This window comes from Corynebacterium sp. H130, from assembly GCF_037572395.1.
Taxonomy (GTDB): domain Bacteria; phylum Actinomycetota; class Actinomycetes; order Mycobacteriales; family Mycobacteriaceae; genus Corynebacterium.
In genome coordinates this window covers 170977-189585 of record NZ_JBBHLA010000004.1, presented here as the reverse complement: position 1 = coordinate 189585, position 18609 = coordinate 170977, and the positions used below count along the sequence as shown (strand labels likewise).

Below are 18609 nucleotides of genomic sequence, written 5' to 3'. Positions count from 1 at the left end.
AAATTAAACAAACAAGGAACACACAATGCCATCGCAAAATAAAAATACGGAAAAAGCTATTCTAGATCAGGTAAACCGGGCCACAAAACATGTTTCCCAATACGGTGTAACTGATGTTGAATTAATGCCCGAACTATTTGAGGTACCGCTGCTAAGAAAACAGGGTCGCGACAATTGGCAGACGCTAGTGGAAGAAATTTCCCAAAATATCACAAAAGCGCTTAATAAGGAAAAGAAAGGCAAAGTGAGGCTTGAACAGTTACAGCTTCAACCGCTACAGCATGTACTGATTCCTAAAAAGACGATTGCAGATTTTCGAAAGTGCTCCCTCGCCGACATAAAAGATGAAATAACATATCTTTCATTAGTGTTACTGATAGCAAGAAAAATCGAAGCCGACCGGATTTCCAAACAAAAAGATCGAGTCTATTCCTACCGTTTTGATGGCACTCCAGAAAATGACAAACTTTTCCATGAGGAATATTCCTTCACTTCTTTCGGGAGAAAGGTACTCGAAAAATCAAAGCGCAGCTCCACGAAGGTTCGAATTGATTGCGATATCGCCTCTTTTTACGATCGACTTAACCTTCATAGGCTAAATTCAATACTTCTAAGCATCAAAGGCACCGATTCTGACGTTATACAATTACTGGATGAACTGTTGCTATTCTGGCAGGATCGAAATTCATATGGACTACCCGTTGGATCCAACGGGTCGAGAATCCTGGCTGAGGCTGCATTAATCGAAGTCGACCGACAATTAGCAAAAGAAGGAGTCGATTTCATTCGATTTGTTGACGACTATCGCATTTTCGCAAACAATGCATCTATAGCGAATAAGCATCTTGCACTGCTTGTAAAACTGCTTGAACGAGAAGGGCTGTTTCTCAATTCTTCAAAAACAAGAATTGTCGACGTTTCCGAAACCTACGTCCTCGACACTGACACCTCACAAGGATCCCCTGAAATGGAGGCATCAGATGAAAACCTGACATCTGTTCAGGAGGCGACTCACCTTCAATTTGAGAATTCCCAAAACACCGCACCAAAGTCAAGATACGCTGGACTTATCCCGTTGAAATTTCGCAATCCAAGCGAAAGTGAAAAGGAATTTCTTCAGCTTTTGAATATTAGATACGAGATATCACAACTGAAGCGAGCAACAATCCTTGACGAGAAGACTTTTCGAAACATTTGTTCCGGAATGGCTACACAGGGCAAATTTAGTTATAGTTCTTCGCTGGTAAAATTAACTTCGAAATGCCCCCAATTTACCCCCTACACCGTATCTTTTCTGATTAAACACTCAGATCACATTCCCGAAAATGAAATTTCCAATATAGTTGAATTCTATCGTGCCCAGCTGCACTCTAGGTCAACTCCCGAGTTTATTTTACTTTCCATTGCAAGGCTTTTTTCAAACAAGAAATTTGCAAACTACAACGACTTGTTCGACGCCTATTTGAATTTGGAGCGAGGCTACGGAGGTATATTGGGTCGCGCATACTTAGCAGCAATGACTGGCGGCCTGGATCGCGCACAGATACTGAAAATCAGGGACCATGCAAGAAATATGACCCTTTTCGAATGCCGCGGAATCGCGCATCTAGTGACCCAAGGGTTGCACCCATCTGAAGGTGATCCTTTCTTGAAAAACCTATCACTTCAGTACAATGACTATTTTCTTCGGAACATGAAAGGGTCAATCACTAAATAATAATTGGCAAGCTTAAGCCCGAGGCTTGACCGGCAGCAAAAGACTTAATGAATACTGCCAGCCAGTACCTGATCCAAAATAGATTGACGCTTCCATACCGAGGTCAATCGAACACTGCTCAACTCATCACGTAGATCACCCCTGGTGATTCACCACAGGAATCTTGTGCACCGGCGTTTCCATGCCAAGGTATCGTGCTGCAAGCTGAATTGCCAGATACCTCGAATAGTGTCGGGATTGGTGTAGGTTTCCGCCATGGAACCAGAGGTTGTCTACCTGGGTCGGCTTCCACATGTTGCGAAGCTCGCCTTCCCATGGGCCAGGATCCTTTGTGGTGTCCGAGCCGAGGCCCCAGCAACGGCCGACTCGTTTCGCCGTTTCGCGATCGATGATCTGCTCCACCCACCCGCTCATAGAACCAAATCCTGTCGCGAAGATGACAGCGGCGCATTCGATCTCCGTACCGTCTGTCAGAAACATTCCGCTAGGGGTGAACTTTTCAATGGTGCACCGCGAGTGCAGTTCGATTGATCCATCGGCAACCAGGTCACAGGCACCGACATCGATGTAGTACCCAGAGCCACGGCGTAGGTACTTCAGGAACAGCCCTGAATCATCATCTCCGAAGTCCAGCATGAAGCCTGCGTCTTCGAGCTTTTGGTAGTAGTCAGCATCCTCCTCACGGATCTGGTTAAACACCTCTCGCTGGACATCCGGCAATACCTTGTACGGCCACGAAGCGAAGAGCAGGTCGGCGGTGTCTGTATCAATGCCTGCCTCAAGAGCATCCTCAGAGTAGAGTGGCCCAAATACATGCTTCATCAAAGTTTCTGAACGTGAAACATGTGTGGAAGATCGCTGCACCATCACGGGGTGTGCACCGTTCTCGTAAAGGTCCGCCGAGATATCATGCGCCGAGTTATTAGCGCCAAGCACGACAACGGTCTTGCCTTTGTATTTGGCACCGCCTGGGTGCTGTGATGAGTGGACAATGTCCCCCAAGAATTCCTCTTGACCAGGGAAACTAGGCATGTTGGGAACACCGGACATGCCGGTGGCGAAAACAAGATGTGTTGGGTTGAGCTCAATTGGAGTCCCATCACGGTCAACCTGTACTTTCCATGCGTCACCACAGAACTCCGCCTTGGTACAGGTGGAGTTAGACCAGTAGTCCAGATCCATAATGCCTACGTAATGCTCGAGCCAATCACCCATCTTGTCCTTGGGTGTAAATACTGGCCAGTCATCTGGGAACGGTAGATATGGGAGGTGGTCGTACCAGACTGGATCATGCAGGCAGAGGGAGTAGTAGCGGCCACGCCACTGGTCGCCCGGGCGTGCATGTTTGTCGACCACCAGTGTCGGGATATTCAGCCGCTTCAATCGCGCAGCCAATGCGATGCCACCTTGTCCGCCACCGATGATCAATACATATGGCTGGTCTTGATACCCCAGTGCTTGGATACGTTCCGTTTTCAGGTCGGCCCAATTCTTTCGCCCTGCGTTGATGCCATGCTCTGCGCCAAGCTCGCGATTTCTGCCTCGCTTCTCCGGCCTGGCTTTCAATTCGCGGGCGCTGGTAAGCAACGTCCAGGCTTTGCCATCCCTGATGCGTGCAATTCCTTTACCGAAGAAGAGTGGGGTTTCGAATTCAAAACTCACCCGCGTCACACCATCAGATTCTTCAACTTCATCAACGACCTGCACTGCCGATACCGGACGCATGGATGGATCGTGGCGGAGCAGTTCGTCAATCTGAGAGAGGCCCTCGGCAGTATGAATGTTCCAAGTGAATGTGACGAAGTCGCGCCAGAAAGACTGCCCATCGAACACGCCATCCAGTTCCGCTACTTCTTCACAAGTCAGCAGTTCTTCCCACTTGGCAAGCCAATCTTTACCGATACTCATTACTACCTCCCTGTGTCGCAAGTCACTGTTTCGGTAAAGCATATTGGCTTCAAATCGTTCAACGGCCCGTTGATTCCTAAGCGTTACTATTTGCTTGATTAGTTAAGTGAGCTAATCCCGGTATTGAACAATTTGCGTGCAGCATTTCGCAAAACTTAGCCTTTGCATCCTGTTTATTGATCAACAATGCTTTCAAACTTCATCCTCCAAACCCCCCCCTCACCACATACATCCCCCTTGCCTCTTCTAGCTGCGCAAACGCCTCCACAACCTCTAAAGGCAACTCCCCTCGCCGCCCTTCAGGCAGGTAATTCAAGAAGTTGAAATCCACAACCACGTCGGAAATACACCGCGACCAGTCGCGAACCGAATAGGGATCGCCCACTTTGAAGGGCATCCACGCATCGAAACCCGCTGATGCGAGCTCCTGTTCGCTCTGCCTGGTGATCTCGGGTGATTGGGCATCATAGATGAAGATTCCGCCTGGGAATTGACGGCCCATGGCGTCGATAAGCGCGGCGGCCTTTTCCACCTCGAAGAAGTGCATGACGCCGGCGGCGAGCGCGACGAACCCACCGCGCGCATCCACCTCGTCCAGCCATGCACGGTCGAAAGCACTGAAGGGTAGGTCGATGGAGTCGCCGGCGGGCAGGTAGCGCTGGCGGAGCTCGATGACCTCGGGGAAGTCAAGGTTGTAGATTCGGGCGTCGGGGAAGTCGGTGAGGTCGTCCTCCAAACGGTCCAGGCCACACCCGATGTTGACTACTGCGGCGGAGGAGTGATCGGCAAGGTAGCGCTTGATCTCCGCAATCGATGCCAGATGCCGCAGACCATAGGAGGCCTGCGCAAACGGCATCATGTCAGTCACTGGCATGCTTTCTCTGCGCGCTACCTCTTCGGCCTGCTCAGCCCAAGGATCCGCAAACAACTCGGGCCACGATCTTGACGCGGCCGCGCGGCCGAGAAGTGGAAAGAAAAGTGTCTGCTGAGCCTTAGTGAGAGTCATGACCAACAAAATACCGAAGAACCCTTCGACGCCCAGTTTGGACGTACAATTGATGGGTAAGTAATCCCTTTTTATTCAGTTGGAGTCGGTGTGCTCGCAGCGTTCCTTGCCCCCGTCGACCTCGGCGACGATTACCAAATCGAAAACCAAGGTCTCGCAGGGATCCTCGCCGGACTCGCTTTCTTCGGCTACATCGCTTTTAATGCGATCGCCGACGCCAATGACACCGGTGGCATCGTCTCCGCAACCGCTCGCTTGATCGGCATTTTCTTCGCGGTCGCCATCATCATCGCGATTACTTTCACTTTTCCCAAGTCGATGAAGTGCCCAAAATTGCTCATGGCCGCGCTGTGCATCCTGGGCGTCATCATGCAATTTAACGGCGTCAGCGAACTGATGAAGCCGATCGCCGAAACCTGGTCGATGTACGGCTGGCTACGCTTTTCCAACCTGTGCTTCATGGGCGTACTGATCGTTTTCGCGTACTGCCTGGCCCGCCACCCGCACTTACCGACGTGGATAGGCCCGTCTCTGATGGTCGTGACCCCGATCTGGATGACGTACTACTCCCAGGTCAAAGTAGGTGAGCCGCAGGTGTTGCTGAGTTATATCGCATGGGGGCCGTGCCTGCTACTCGAATTTGCCTGCAGCATCGCTTTCATTGTGGCCAGCAGTGGCATGCTGACCGAAGCGCGCAAACGAGTTGCGCACTCACACGGCTTCTAACTTCTGAGACCGGCCGGATTTTAGGTTGACTTCCCGGAGGAATCTGGCGCAGGAAAAAGAAAACTCCTGCTTAGCAAAAGTGCTAGCAGGGAAACACGCCAAAAGCCCGGAGGGATCTGTATCAAGGGACAAATTCCTCCGGGCTGCGCCCGGTAGTCACTCCGCCAGGTCACACAGTGGCTTGGAAGGGACGTCGGTTTAGCGCACGCCTCCAAACGACTTCAAAATCGGCTTAATCAACAAGAACAGGATCACGGAGACCACCAGCGCGGAGGCAGACAGCGCGATAAAGTAAGTGCGCTCAGCAGAGGCGGAGGATGGGTCGTAGTAGCCGGCGAGGGTGCCGGACAAGGCCGTGCCGATCGACAGGGAAAGCATATTCAGTGTCATGGCGCGAGCTTTGAATGCACTCGGAGCGACCTTAGTTGCGAGTGAAAGACCAACCGGGGAAATGTGGAGCTCGGCCATGGTGAATAGGAAGAGCACGAGGACAATTACCCAGAACGGCGTTGACAGTTCGCCACCACCGGCGAATGGGATGAACACCAGTGGAGCGATGCCAATAATGAGAGTGCCGAGAGCATACTTCATCGGCGCTGAAGGCTGCTTGTCCCCCATCTTGGACCACAGACCAGCGAAGACGGCTGCGAAGACGATGATGAAGATCGGGTTGATGGAGTGGATCCAGGATGGTGGGATCTCGAACCCACCGAACGTGTGGTTCAGGCGCTTGTCAGTGTAGACGGCAAGCACGGTGAACTGCTGTTTAAAGATGGCGAAGAAAGTCACCGAGCCAATGAACATTGGGATGTAGCCGATGAGGCGACGTTTTTCTTCCTGCTGCGTCAGCTTAGAGGTAAACATCTGCACGAACAGCACAATGGAAGTGATAACCGCGATGATCACCACGATGTTAGACAGCTGCTTCGCATGGAGAATGCGGAAATAGAACAATGCGATGATCACGCCAATGCCCACCAGGGCGCCAACGCCAAGCAGTGGCAGCTTTTCCTTCGGCAGCGGGTTCACCGGCGCATGCGTTTCCGGCGTGATGGTGTGCTTGCGCATGGACATGTACTGAATCAGGCCCAGCGTCATACCAACAGCCGCTGCTCCGAAGCCCCAGTGGAAACCATTCCAACGCCACAATGCACCCGTGACCATCGGACCAAACAAAGCGCCAATGTTGATGCCCATGTAGAAAACAGAGAAGCCAGCGTCACGACGTGGGTCCCCCTTCTCATACAAGTTGCCGAGCACGGTACCAGCGGCAGTTTTCAAACATCCAGCGCCGAGTGCAATGCAAATCAGGCCAATGATCATGCCCGCGTAACCCGGAATCACAGCAAGCGAAGCGTGACCAAAGACAATGAGAATGCCGGAGTAGAACACTGTCTTCTCTGCACCCAACAGACGGTCGGCAATCCAACCGCCGAGGATCGCCGACAGGTAAACCATGCCACCGTAAGCACCAACGATTGAGGTAGCGAGCTTCTTATCCATACCCAGACCGCCTTCAGTGGTCTGGTAGTACATGTAAAACAGCAACAAAGATTGCAAGCCGTAGAAGCTGAAACGCTCCCACATCTCGACTCCAAAAAGGTTGGCCAGGCCCCACGGATGGCCGAAGAACGTACGCTCTGCGCTACGCTGCGGTTGAGTTTGTGACATGACACTCATTATCCTCCACTTTTGGGGGTAAACACAAAAAGCGATTGTTCTACAGAGTTTTGCATTGGTTTGAAGCTTCATAGTGAGCTGCCTTCATCCCCGGATCTCCCCGGAGGAATTTGGTATCCGAAACAAGAAACCCCGGCCTAGCGAAAGCGCTAGCAGCGGAAATACACCAAACGGCCGGAGGAATGTGCACCTAGAGCCACATTCCTCCGGGGAGAAAACCCAACCCCTCCTGATAATCTGAGAAGTAAACACAATCCCCCTAGATCCTGGAGAGAGTGCTGAGCAAATTCCTGAGCCCGGTGGATCTCGGCGACGACTATCAACAAGAAGACCAAGGCCTTGCCGGCATTCTCGCAGGTCTTTCCTTCTTTGGGTACGCCGTTTTCATCGGGATTGCAGATGCGACCGAACCTGGATCGATCGTGTCAGCGCTTGCAAGGTTTACCGGGATGATGTTCGACATCGCGATCGCGATTAGTGTGCAATATGCCTTCCCGCGAGCCGTGCGCCCGCAGAAACTCATGATGGCTGGCCTTTGCGCGATCGCATGCGGCCCGTTGCTCAGGTAATGGCGATGTATGGCCTGCTGCACATGTCCAAGATTTCCTACATCGGCGTGCTCGTCGTGTTCGCCTACTGCCTCGCGAGGCATCCCCACTACCCCACCTGGATCGGTCCGACACTAGTTACGCTCACAACGTGCTGGATGATCTACTACGCCAGGATCGAAAGCGGCTCACCTACCGGATTGCTGAAGTACGTGGTGTGGGGGCCGTGCTACCTGCTTGAATACGTGTGCGCCATCGCGTTTATCGTCTCTGCGAGCGGCATACTCACCGAAGCACGCAAGCGCCAAGGGCACCTGACATTCGACCGGAATCCGGAATAACAAAACGGCCGGCCCCAGGTAGACCCGGAACCGGCCGTCGACAAGCGCGCTAGCTTTCGTCCGTGCTCAGCGCCGCAACGAACGCTTCCTGCGGCACGGAGACAGAACCGATATTCTTCATGCGCTTCTTACCTTCCTTCTGCTTCTCCAGCAGCTTGCGCTTACGGGAGACATCGCCGCCATAGCACTTGGCCAGGACATCCTTGCGCAGGGCGCGGATGTTTTCACGCGCAATGACCTTGGTGCCGATGGCGGCCTGCACTGGCACTTCGAACTGCTGGCGCGGGATGAGTTCCTTGAGCTTCACGGTCATCTTGTTGCCGTACCACTGCGCGTTGTCCTTGTGGACGATGGCAGAGAAGGCGTCGACAGGCTCGCCCTGGAGCAGGATATCGACCTTTACCAGGTCCGCCTGCTGCTCGCCGGCCTCTTCGTAGTTGAGGGAGGCGTAGCCGCGGGTGCGGGACTTGAGCATGTCGAAGAAGTCGAAGATGATTTCGCCCAGCGGCATCACGTAGCGCAGCTCCACGCGATCCTCGGAGAGGTAGTCCATGCCACCCATCTGGCCACGCTTTTGCTGGCACAGCTCCATCGTCGTGCCCACAAACTCCGAAGGCACGATGATGGTCGTCTTCACGATCGGCTCCCACACCTCACGCAGCTTGCCGCCCGGCCAGTCGCTCGGGTTGTGCACCATGAGCTCGGTGCCGTCCTCGGCAACGACGCGGTAGCTTACCGACGGCGCAGTGGAAATCAGATCCAGGTCGAACTCGCGCTGCAAGCGGTCGCGGGTGATCTCCATGTGCAGCAGGCCAAGGAATCCGAGGCGGAAACCGAATCCCAGCGCCACGGAAGTCTCAGGCTCCCAGGTAAGCGCTGCATCGTTGAGCTGCAGCTTTTCCAGGGCATCGCGAAGATCCGGGTATTGCGCCTGCGAAATCGGGAAGAGACCCGAGTACACCATTGGCTTCGGGTCGGCGTAGCCCTTGAGTGGTTCCTCTGCACCACCGGTTGCCCAGGTGACGGTATCGCCGACCTTGGACTGGCGGACGTCCTTCACACCGGTGATCAGGTAACCGACTTCGCCCGGGCCAAGGCCTGCGCACTTCTTCGGCGTTGGGGATACGATGCCGATTTCCAGCAGTTCGTGCGTCGCGCCGGTGGACATCATCTTGATCTTCTGGCGCGGCTCGAGCTTGCCGTCGATCATACGAATGTAGGTGACCACGCCACGGTAGGTGTCATAGACGGAGTCGAAAATCATCGCACGAGCCGGAGCGTCTGCACCGAACTCGGAAGTCGGAGGTGGCACGAGTTCGCACACCTTGTCCAGCAGCGCTTCCACGCCTTCGCCAGTCTTGCCGGATACTCGCAGCACGTCCTCCGGCTCGCAGCCCACGATGTTCGCGATCTCCAGGGAGTACTTCTCCGGATCAGCAGCCGGCAGGTCGATCTTGTTGAGGACCGGGATGATCTCGAGATCGTTCTCCATGGCCAGGTAGAGATTCGCCAGGGTCTGGGCTTCGATGCCTTGGGCGGCGTCGACAAGCAAAATGGCGCCCTCACATGCCTCCAGCGCGCGGGAGACCTCGTAGGTGAAGTCGACGTGGCCCGGCGTATCGATGAGGTGCATGACGATCTGCTCGCCCGCATGCTTGCCCGTCTTCGGGGTCCACGGAATGCGCACGTTCTGCGCCTTGATGGTGATGCCACGCTCGCGCTCAATGTCCATATTGTCGAGGTACTGATCGCGCATATCACGCGCCTCGATAACGCCGGAAAGACCAAGGATGCGGTCGGCCAGCGTGGATTTACCGTGGTCGATGTGCGCGATGATGCAGAAGTTACGGATCTGCTTTGGATCCGTGAACGTAGTTTCCGCAAAGTTGTTCTTAGACAATGAGGGCCCTTTCCTATATAACGCTAGGAACATTACCAGAGGCCGTGGGCTGTTATTTCACGGTTTACTTGAGGCGCAGTTTGACGAGAATGATTAGACGAGAATCCAAGGAACCATGACTGGGGTCAGACCGCCATCCAGGAATCCTCGTCAAAACGAACTCGTCAAAGACGGCGGAACCCGTACCATTTACGGGATACGCCCGTCCAAGACCCGCAAGGCCGCCCGCCAGGCCTCCCAAACGCAGTTTGACGAGAATGATTAGACGAGAATCCAAGGACACAGGTTGAAAACCTCAGCACCATCCAGGAATCCTCGTCAAAACGAACTCGTCCAAGATGGCAAACGGATTAGCGCCTATGGCGTCGCAAAGCGTCTGCGACGCGGACCCTGAACTGGCCCGACTTCAGGTCCGCCCACTCGGCCCTCACTAGTGTGAATCCGGCATTAAGGAACTGCTTCTCACGACGACGCTCCGCCTGCAAAGCGGGTATCGGATCGCCGTATGAACCGTCGTATTTGGCTTTGCCATCGATCTCTATTGCGAGCCAATCTTCGTAGAGGAAGTCCGGGCGTCGTTCCCTGCCTTCGATCTGAAGCTTTGGATTCTGCTTGACCTTGCCAAAGTCCAGCCCCATCTCGATGAGCTCAGCCTTCGCCCAACTTTCCGCCACCGATTCCGATATCGCACTCGCCACCTCTAAAACGCGAAGTACCTGCGTCTTTCCATGTACCTTCCCCATGACGTTCAAAGTCTTATACAACTGCCTCTTGCTGTACCCGGCCCGAAGATACGACTCCACTGCCGCCAACCCCTCAGCAAAACTCTCCCACCGACAAACATCGATGACTGTCCTCGCCGCCGACGTCAACCGAATGCCCTTATGCACCACCGTGTCCCCCCTCGGGAGGAACTGTCGCCGATACCTCACATGCTCCAACTGACTCCGTTTCGGAGGTACTGCCGTTCCCTTCGGAAACGCCAGCTCGATCGTGAATTCGTGATCGATCGGCCGGAAATTCCACAACACGGCCGCAGCCTTGCCGACGAGCACAGCCACCCTCACCTGCTTGCCTACCGCAATCACCCGCAAACGCTGCAACGTCCACGGCGGGAGCTCCCATTTATCTTCTTCCCGGATATAGAAAGAACCATGCAACCGATACCAAAGACCGGATGCAACCTCTGCAAAAAAGATGTGATCGGAAGCGGAGACGCGACGCGCATCCCTAACATCGATTCCATTCCCCCAAATGGACATGCCTGGATCGTAACAAGCGTCGTCAGGTTGCGCAGTTTGACGAAGACGATTGGACGAGAATCCAAGGACACGGGACGAGGACCCGAGTGCCATCCAGGAATCCTCGTCAAAACGAACTCGTCCAACACGACAAAGCCCGATCCAATCTCGGCATCCGCCCGGCTAAGAGACATCCGGCCCCCCAAACGCCAGTTTGACGAAGACGTTTAGACGAGAATCCAAGGAACCACGACTGGGGTCAGGCCACCATCCAGGAATCCTCGTCAAAACGAACTCGTCCAACACGACAAAGCCCGATCCAATCTCGGCATCCGCCCGGCTAAGAGACATCCGGCCACCCACACGCAGTTTGACGAGAATGATTAGATGAGAATCCAAGGAACCACGACTGGGGTCAGACCGCCACCTAGGAATCCTCGTCAAAACGAACTCGTCTAACCACCAGCCCTTACACAACTCCCCTTGGCACGATCACCGGCGAGTCGGAAGATGGATCTTCCCATACTTCTGCTCGGAGTCCATACACTGAAGCAAGATTCGAAGGTGTCAGAACGGAAGCTGGAGCACCAGACGCTACAACTTCACCGGACTTCATCAGTATGAGCTGGTCGGAGTAGGTTCCGGCTAGCTGGAGGTCGTGAAGAACGGCGATCACCGTCTTCCCTAATAACGCTTGTTCGCGGGCCAAGTCGAGCACCATGAGGGCGTGAGCTGGGTCGAGGTAGGTAGTTGGTTCGTCGAGCAGGATGATCGGGGTGTCTTGAGCGAGCACCATGGCGAACCAAACTCGTTGGCGCTGACCTCCAGAAAGGTCGGCCACTGGGACCGTTGCCAGCGAAGTTACGCCAGCCATCTCCATGGCGTTAGAGATAGCTTCCTTATCAGTAGCCGATAAGCCTCCGAAGAGACCTCGGTAAGGGTGGCGCCCGCGCGCAATCAAGTCGGAGACGGTAATACCGGCCGGGGCGATGGGTTGCTGGGCGAGCATGCCAATGATCCGTGATGCCTCACGAGGAGCCATGTCATGCACCAGAGATCCATCCACGGTGACGGATCCAGAGCGCGGCGAAAGCACACGGGAGAGCGTCTTCAAAAACGTGGACTTGCCACAACCGTTCGGACCAAGAAGCGTGGTGACGGTGCCCGGCTGGGCCGTCAAGGACACCCCTTGCACCACCGAAGGTCCAGCACCGTAGCCTGCGACGATATCCTTAGCGATCAGTTCCATGCGGACCTCCTTGAGACAACCAAGTACACCAGCATCACGCCACCGATTGCGGAGGTGAGCAGGCCGACCGGAGCGGTCACCGGCAACAGTACTGAAACGACTGCGCACACGAGCATGAGTGTTGCACCCCAAATGGCAGAAAGCAGCACTCCCCCGCCCATGAGTCGGGCGAGCTGCGGCGCCACCAGCGCCACAAACGCCAGCGGCCCCACCACGGACACGACAACAGCGACAATTCCAGTTGCTGCGATAACCAGTAACAAGCGCACTCGGGAAACCGGGACACCAAGGGAGATCGCGGTGGCATCGTCGTGCGCAAGAATCGGCAAGGAGGAATGCTGCGACAGCCCCAACACCAAGAACGGAAGCACACCCAGTATCAAAGGCAGCACCACCGGCCAACGCGCAAAGGCGGTGGAACCCGCCAGCCACACTTGCGCTTCAGTCGCCCGCATAAGGTCTGCTCGCAGCAACAGGTAGGACACCGCGGCCTGGGAAAACAGCGCCAAAGCAACGCCGATCAAGATCAGTTGCTGCACCGACCTCCGGATGCTCAGGAACAGCAGAAGCAGCAAAAATGAAACCGCACCTGCGAGAGCCAGTAGAGCTCGTTCCCAGAAGGACGACACAGGAAAGGCCACGACGGCCACCGCGGCACCACCACTGATGCCCAGCATGTCGGGCGAGGCAAGCGGATTGCGCGCGACCGTCGTGGACCAGGCGCCAGCCGTCGCCAAGCTTGCTCCTGCTACGGCGGTGACGATCGCGACGGGCAAACGCAAATCCCACACCACGTTGACTGCTTGCGCCGAACCGCCACCGGTCAGCGCCGCGAATACATCCAGCGGTGAGAGCGCGACTGCGCCCAGGCAAAGCAAGGCGAAATAGGCGACGATACCTAAAAGAGAAACTCGGATCATCGGCGGATCATCCAAATCATGAGAGGCGCGCCAATTGCGGCGAGCACGACGGAGAATTCGACTTCGCCAGGGTGCAGGAGGAGGCGGCCGAGGACGTCGGCAAGCAGGGCAAGTCCAGCGCCGACCAGCATGACGGGCGCTAATCGACGCCGCACAGAAGACCCCCGAACCATGTGTGGGGCAGCCAACCCCAGGAACGCCACCGGACCCACCACGGCCGTGGCCGAACCCGCCGCAATAACAATCGCACACACCACGAGGGCCAGCGTTCGAGGAATTGAGACACCCAGGGCCGCCGCGGAATCTGCGCCCATACCAAGAATGTCGAGGTCGCGGGAGGCGACAAAGGCGATAACGGCTGCCAACAGCAGGCCAATGGCAGCGACCCACACGTGTCCGACACCCCGGCCGATGGTGGAGCCGACGGACCAAGATCGCATGTCGTTAAAGACCGACTGGGATTGCAGCGCGAGGAGCATCGTCAATGCCATGAGGGTGGCATTGACACCCACGCCCACAAGGATGAGAGTGAGCGGGTCAGACACCGTCCGGGCCACACCCAGCACCAGCAACGTGGCCAACAAGGCCCCTACCAGTGCGAAAGCTCCTTGCAGCCACAGGCTCGTGACGCCGACCAAGGAGCCGAGCGCTACGAGGAACCGCGCACCGGCAGTGATGCCGACAATGCCAGGGTCGGCAAGCGGATTCCGAGTCCAGGTCTGCGCAAGTAGTCCCGCCAGCCCCAGCGACGCCCCAACGCACAGTGCGACCACGCCTCGAGGGAGGCGCATCCCCACCACGATATGGCGGACCGACGGGTCCATTAATTCAGAAACTGGGATGTAGCGCGAACCCACCGCCAAGGAGACGATGAACAGCGCTAGCAATCCCAAGAGGCTAACTGAGCTTTTCAAGGGCCCACGGAATGGAAACCGGATTTGGCGTGCTCATCGCGTTGCCGACTTCTTGGGAGACGAACTTCGTCTTAGGCAACAGGGTCGCAAAAGCCGGATCAGTCTTCAAAGGCTCGGCAGAGCCCTGGTAATCCAGCACATACAGCACGTCGACCTGCTCCAGAGTGTGGTAGTTCTCCGGTGCAATGTCTACGTAAAAGCTGCCTTCCGAACCCTGCAGCTCCTTCGGGATCGTCACGCCCATCGATTCAATGAACTGGCCACGGCCGTCAAGCGACGTGTAGAGACCGAGCTTGCCGGCATAAGGCATCACGATGGCAGCCTTCTTGCCCTGCAGCTCAGGGTGCTTGTCCCGATAGGTGGCAAACGCCTGCTCAGTGTCCTTGATCAGCTTTTCACCTTCAGCGGACTTGCCTACGGCACCAGCAATCGTGGTGACCTGCTTGTCCCACGGAATCTGCCAATCCTTCTCGCCGGCAGGCTTGAGCGTCAGTGGCGCGATCTTTTCCAACGATGCCTTCGCCTGGTCATCGACAGCCTGGTTCACTGCCACGATCTGCGATGGATTCGTCGCCGTAACCTTTTCCAACACCTGAGCCGTGAAGCCCTGCGCAGTATTGAAGATCGGCGTGATCTCCTTATCCTTGGCCAACTCTTGCGACCATGGCTCCAATCCGTTCTTTGGCAGGGAACCTTCCGGAGAAAATGGGGCTACAGCCACCGGTGTGATGCCGAGGGCAAGGAGAGTATCGGCGTCGCCGAGACCGAGGGCTGCGACTCGTGGCGATTCAGGCGTGGACGTGGAAACCTCTGCCCGGGAACACCCTGTGAGCACGAGTGCGGACGCTGCAACGACGGCGAGAAAACCGCGACGGTTCATATCTTCCAATCCTTTTCTTTAGGTAACCCTTACCTTAGTGAACTAAGGTTAACCTAACCTCGACGGGGCAAACAAGAAAGGCATACGGGAAATGGCACACTCACTGTTGAGCTGCACGGTATTCTCCATCGTTGACCCCTGCCCTAACCTGCGCCGAATCACCTTGTTTTCCCCACAATTCATCGGATACCAACTCACTGGTCCTGATGAATACTTTGGCCTTGTCATGCCTCAACAAGGCCAGCGATTTGTCCCCTTTGAATGCTCTGACATCAACATCCGTGCTGCGGTTGCTCGGCTACCTGAAGAGACTCGCCCTAACCTGCGCTGGTACACGGTCCGCAAGTTGGATCCCGAGCAAGGACTGTTGTCCTTCGACGTCGTTCTGCATGCAGCCGGGCCGGGATCGTCTTGGGTTTCCACTGCACAACCAGGCGACACCTGCGGCTTTTGGACAGCCCAATCCCTCTGGCAACCAACTTCCGCACCACAAGTCTTGGTAGCAGACGCAACGGGCACCCCTGCCCTCCTCTCAATCCTGGATCGCCTGCCGTCCCCAGCCCTCGCCCGATGCAGCGTCGCCGTTTGCACCCCGTCGCTTCTCGACGTCGAGCTATCCGCCCTCACCTCATACGCCCCGCAACTTGCCCATTGTGCGATCACTGAAACCCCACCGTCCTCAGCGCCAACCACGATGGAAAACACACTGTCCAGCTGGCACCTGAACGGCACCAAGAAGTTGTGGGCTTCTGGAGAAGATCGCCTGGTCAAGGCAGCCCGCCGTTATGGCATTCACCACCTCGGAATCCCTGCCTGCGACATCACCTTTGTCCCCTTCTGGTACGAAGGAAAGCCACGCCCATAGCAGCGTTTTTCGGGTACCCTAGTTACCTATGACCGAGGTTTCGCGTGCAGGCAAGTTTCAAGAAATGCTGACGCACATGAGGACGTTTGCGCAGCGGCGTCGAGAAGCAAAGCGTGCCCGGTTGGATGCGGGACTCGCAAGGCTCGGGAACCGGCTAGGACTGGACGGCAGCTCGTCAGAGGAGACTAGCGAACGCGTTGAAGCGGTCTGCGACGTGCACCCTACCGCGGAGATCGTCCGCAATATCTATTACGCCCCCGACATGGACGGGCACGCCGAACCCGGCGAAGTCGTGTGGATCTCCCTGGCGGGACCGGAGGGCCCGAGGGAACGCCCGATTCTGGTGGTTGGGCACGGAATGGAAACGATCCTTGGCCTGTTGATTTCGCCAAACTCGGATCACGAGGATGAAGAAGGTTGGCTGGATATTGGATCCGGCAGCTGGGACTGCTCCGGCGCGCCGTGCTGGCTGTGCGTGGATAAGGTCATCGAAGTGCCCGAACTCGCGATTCGCCGGGAAGGGGCGATTGTGCCTCGTCGACGCTTCGAGCGCATCGCGACGAAGCTGCGCAGCGAATACGGCTGGGGCTAATTTGGTGGCACCTAGAGGTAGGTGCTAGGGTTTACCCGTTATTCACTTTTCACCCCCGTGACCACAATATGGCGGTCAGGACCTTGGGTCCGCCTACACGGCTGGGTTTCTAGTGGAAACATTTCCATTGTTTTCTACTCACAAGAGGTATTTTCAAGATGGCAAACATCAAGTCTCAGATGAAGCGCATCAAGACGAACGAGAAGGCTCGTCAGCGCAACCAGGCAGTTCGCTCCGCAGTCCGCACCGAGATCCGCAAGTTCCGTGCAGCTGTTGAGGCTGGCGACAAGGCTGCTGCAGAGGCACAGCTTCGCGTAGCTTCCCGCTCCCTGGACAAGGCTGTTTCTAAGGGCGTTTTCCACCGCAACAACGCTGCTAACAAGAAGTCCAACATGGCTTCCGCAGTGAACAAGATGGCTTAATAACCTTCTGCTGAATGTGGCCCCGGATCTTCATTGATCCGGGGCCACATTTGTCTTTCTTAAAAGACCGCTTGGACTCCTTGCGAAACCATCCACACGCCGACAGCCAGAAACAATAGTCCAGCCACGATATCAATCCACGGCCCGGCGGCCACGAGTCGCCTGCGCACGACATCCGCGGACACGATGAATACCAACAACGCGAACCCGAGGAAGGTGCAGCACACGATGCTGCCGATGATCTCGATGGAGGTCAGCACCGTCGGATCAGTTGGCATGAACGGCGACATGATCGAGGCGAAGAACAGCACGGCCTTCGGGTTAGCCAGGTTGGTCATCAGTCCGAGACGGTAATTCTTCCCCATGCTGCCCAGCAGCTCATCAGATGCTAGTTCCGACAGCACAACGTTGTTCACGCGTTGCTCCCATCCGGAACGCACCATGCTGAATCCCATCCACAGCAGCCACATTCCACCAAGAAGTTGGATCCATCCCAGCAGCGATGGATTGGCCACGAAGAGCGCAGCTGTGCCCATCACGGTGAGCGTCACCCACACGAAAATGCCCGTGGCGATGCCTGCCACGGCTGCAAGAGCATGGCGCCTGGAGCGGGCCGCCAAGCGGAGCAGCAGGAACACATCAGGTCCGGGGGTGTACATTCCCGCTACGTTGAGCGCGAGAATGGTGCCGAGTTGGGAAAGTGTCATGCGCGGCTGCCTTCAGAAAAAGTCACGCCGAACAGTCTAACGCCCTGCCAATTCTGCGACCTGACGGACCGCGCTTTCCACCGAGAACTCAATGTCTCCGCCCCGGCCACGGGTTTGGGCCTCCAGATCAGCCATGAGGATCACGGCATCAGAGATCGCATCGCCATTCCAACGACGCGCCACCTGGAGGATGGACTTCACCTTGAATGGTGGCACGCCAAGCGTCTTGGCCAGCTCGTATTCATTCGCCCGCCCGCGTACGGCGTAACACCTAGCGATGGCCATCACTGAGTTAGACAGCGCGGCGGCGATGAGGACCGGGGCGACGCCGAGTTGCAAGGCCCGGCGCGTGGATGCCACTGCCCTGGTCACGTTTCCCGAGCACGCGAGGTCGGCGATATCAAAACCACTAACTTCCGCTACGCCCTCGTAGTAGGCCTTTACGGCTTCGACGGTGACGTGCCCATTAGTATCGGCGACGAGCTGCCCCACTGCCGATGCAAGTTCCCGCAGATCTGAGCCGACGCCTTCCAGCAGCGCGTGCACCACGTCTGGGGTTGGGCGTACGCCGAGATTTCGGAACTCGTTTGTCACGAAGCCTTGCCGATCCCTGGCGCTCAGCTTGTTCACCTCATGCACCGTCGACAGCTTCTTCAGCTTGTCCAGCAGTGGCTTATTCCGTCCCTTGCCCGTGTGCCTAATGATCACCGTGATGCCCGGCGCGACATCACGGCACGCATCCACGAGCAATTCGAGTGGCTCTTTACCGGATTCCGCAGCATCTGTGAACACAAGCGCTCTCGTATCGGAAAACAGCGAAGGACTGAACATGTCCACCAGCTCATAAGGGGTGAGCTGTCCGGTTTTCATGTGCGTGACCTGCAGTTGCTCCCCCGCTGGCAGTTCAACGCGGAGTTGTTCGAGGAGCGTCTTTTGGGTTCGCTCGGCTAGGAAGTCTTCTTCGCCGAGGATCAGGTGCACGGGTTGGGTCAC

General features: G+C 56.1%; 19 protein-coding genes. 8 read left to right on the top strand and 11 right to left on the bottom strand.

The annotated features are described in order from the left end of the window. Positions 1–25: 25 nt before the first annotated feature. Entirely contained in the window at positions 26–1717 is a 1692-nt protein-coding gene (locus WG939_RS09040) for an RNA-directed DNA polymerase (protein ID WP_339984920.1), read from the top strand. A 135-nt stretch (positions 1718–1852) separates the two neighbouring features. Here WG939_RS09040 and WG939_RS09035 read toward each other — a convergent pair whose 3' ends face one another. Both WG939_RS09035 and WG939_RS09030 read right to left on the bottom strand, forming a co-directional pair. After that, the gene (locus WG939_RS09035; RefSeq protein ID WP_339984918.1) at positions 1853–3625 is read right to left on the bottom strand and encodes an NAD(P)/FAD-dependent oxidoreductase; all 1773 of its coding nucleotides are present in this window, start codon (positions 3623–3625) and stop codon (positions 1853–1855) included. Positions 3626–3824: 199 nt separating this feature from the next. Further along, a complete protein-coding gene (locus tag WG939_RS09030; RefSeq protein WP_339984916.1) occupies positions 3825–4631 on the bottom strand; it encodes a class I SAM-dependent methyltransferase in 807 nt (268 codons plus the stop codon). A 90-nt stretch (positions 4632–4721) separates the two neighbouring features. Between WG939_RS09030 and WG939_RS09025 the strand changes: the two genes are divergently transcribed. Further along, positions 4722–5357: a hypothetical protein gene (locus WG939_RS09025; protein ID WP_339984914.1), complete on the top strand. Its 636-nt coding sequence runs from the start codon at positions 4722–4724 to the stop codon at positions 5355–5357. A 198-nt stretch (positions 5358–5555) separates the two neighbouring features. On the opposite strand, the gene WG939_RS09020 is transcribed toward WG939_RS09025, so the two are convergent. Beyond that, positions 5556–7028: a peptide MFS transporter gene (locus WG939_RS09020; protein ID WP_339984912.1), complete on the bottom strand. Its 1473-nt coding sequence runs from the start codon at positions 7026–7028 to the stop codon at positions 5556–5558. Positions 7029–7312: 284 nt separating this feature from the next. Between WG939_RS09020 and WG939_RS09015 the strand changes: the two genes are divergently transcribed. Beyond that, positions 7313–7606: a hypothetical protein gene (locus tag WG939_RS09015; protein WP_339984910.1), complete on the top strand. Its 294-nt coding sequence runs from the start codon at positions 7313–7315 to the stop codon at positions 7604–7606. Beyond that, the gene (locus WG939_RS09010) at positions 7573–7926 is read left to right on the top strand and encodes a hypothetical protein (RefSeq protein WP_339984908.1); all 354 of its coding nucleotides are present in this window, start codon (positions 7573–7575) and stop codon (positions 7924–7926) included. Before WG939_RS09015 ends, WG939_RS09010 begins: the two co-directional genes overlap by 34 nt. 49 nt (positions 7927–7975) lie before the next feature. On the opposite strand, the gene lepA is transcribed toward WG939_RS09010, so the two are convergent. After that, positions 7976–9826 carry a translation elongation factor 4 gene (gene lepA, locus WG939_RS09005; RefSeq protein ID WP_445227894.1) on the bottom strand — a complete coding sequence of 617 codons (1851 nt, stop codon included), beginning with the start codon at positions 9824–9826 and terminating at the stop codon, positions 7976–7978. A 115-nt stretch (positions 9827–9941) separates the two neighbouring features. Here lepA and WG939_RS09000 point away from each other — a divergent pair, with 115 nt between their 5' ends. Then, positions 9942–10091: a hypothetical protein gene (locus tag WG939_RS09000; protein WP_339984904.1), complete on the top strand. Its 150-nt coding sequence runs from the start codon at positions 9942–9944 to the stop codon at positions 10089–10091. An 85-nt stretch (positions 10092–10176) separates the two neighbouring features. On the opposite strand, the gene WG939_RS08995 is transcribed toward WG939_RS09000, so the two are convergent. The 5 genes from WG939_RS08995 to WG939_RS08975 form a co-directional block, all read right to left on the bottom strand. Next, positions 10177–10569 (bottom strand): hypothetical protein, encoded by a 393-nt coding sequence (locus tag WG939_RS08995; RefSeq protein ID WP_339984902.1) that lies wholly within the window; start codon positions 10567–10569, stop codon positions 10177–10179. A 967-nt stretch (positions 10570–11536) separates the two neighbouring features. Next, a complete protein-coding gene (locus WG939_RS08990) occupies positions 11537–12316 on the bottom strand; it encodes an ABC transporter ATP-binding protein (protein ID WP_339984900.1) in 780 nt (259 codons plus the stop codon). After that, positions 12307–13236, bottom strand: a complete 930-nt coding sequence (locus WG939_RS08985) for a FecCD family ABC transporter permease (protein ID WP_339984898.1) — start codon at positions 13234–13236, stop codon at positions 12307–12309. Before WG939_RS08985 ends, WG939_RS08990 begins: the two co-directional genes overlap by 10 nt. Continuing rightward, entirely contained in the window at positions 13233–14099 is an 867-nt protein-coding gene (locus WG939_RS08980) for a FecCD family ABC transporter permease (RefSeq protein WP_339985238.1), read from the bottom strand. The genes WG939_RS08985 and WG939_RS08980 overlap by 4 nt, the downstream gene beginning before the upstream one ends. Positions 14100–14133: 34 nt before the next feature. Continuing rightward, positions 14134–15030 carry an ABC transporter substrate-binding protein gene (locus tag WG939_RS08975; RefSeq protein ID WP_339984896.1) on the bottom strand — a complete coding sequence of 299 codons (897 nt, stop codon included), beginning with the start codon at positions 15028–15030 and terminating at the stop codon, positions 14134–14136. A 91-nt stretch (positions 15031–15121) separates the two neighbouring features. Between WG939_RS08975 and WG939_RS08970 the strand changes: the two genes are divergently transcribed. The 3 genes from WG939_RS08970 (at position 15122) to rpsT (ending at position 16909) form a co-directional block, all read left to right on the top strand. Continuing rightward, positions 15122–15895: a siderophore-interacting protein gene (locus WG939_RS08970; protein ID WP_339984894.1), complete on the top strand. Its 774-nt coding sequence runs from the start codon at positions 15122–15124 to the stop codon at positions 15893–15895. Between the two features lie 28 nt (positions 15896–15923). Next, positions 15924–16487, top strand: coding sequence for a type II toxin-antitoxin system PemK/MazF family toxin (locus WG939_RS08965; protein WP_339984892.1), 564 nt, complete (start codon positions 15924–15926; stop codon positions 16485–16487). A gap of 158 nt (positions 16488–16645) precedes the next feature. Continuing rightward, positions 16646–16909, top strand: coding sequence for a 30S ribosomal protein S20 (rpsT, locus tag WG939_RS08960; protein WP_339984890.1), 264 nt, complete (start codon positions 16646–16648; stop codon positions 16907–16909). A 59-nt stretch (positions 16910–16968) separates the two neighbouring features. On the opposite strand, the gene WG939_RS08955 is transcribed toward rpsT, so the two are convergent. Both WG939_RS08955 and holA read right to left on the bottom strand, forming a co-directional pair. Further along, positions 16969–17616 carry a LysE family translocator gene (locus WG939_RS08955; RefSeq protein ID WP_339984888.1) on the bottom strand — a complete coding sequence of 216 codons (648 nt, stop codon included), beginning with the start codon at positions 17614–17616 and terminating at the stop codon, positions 16969–16971. A gap of 36 nt (positions 17617–17652) precedes the next feature. Then, positions 17653–18609 (bottom strand): DNA polymerase III subunit delta, encoded by a 957-nt coding sequence (gene holA, locus WG939_RS08950; RefSeq protein ID WP_339984885.1) that lies wholly within the window; start codon positions 18607–18609, stop codon positions 17653–17655.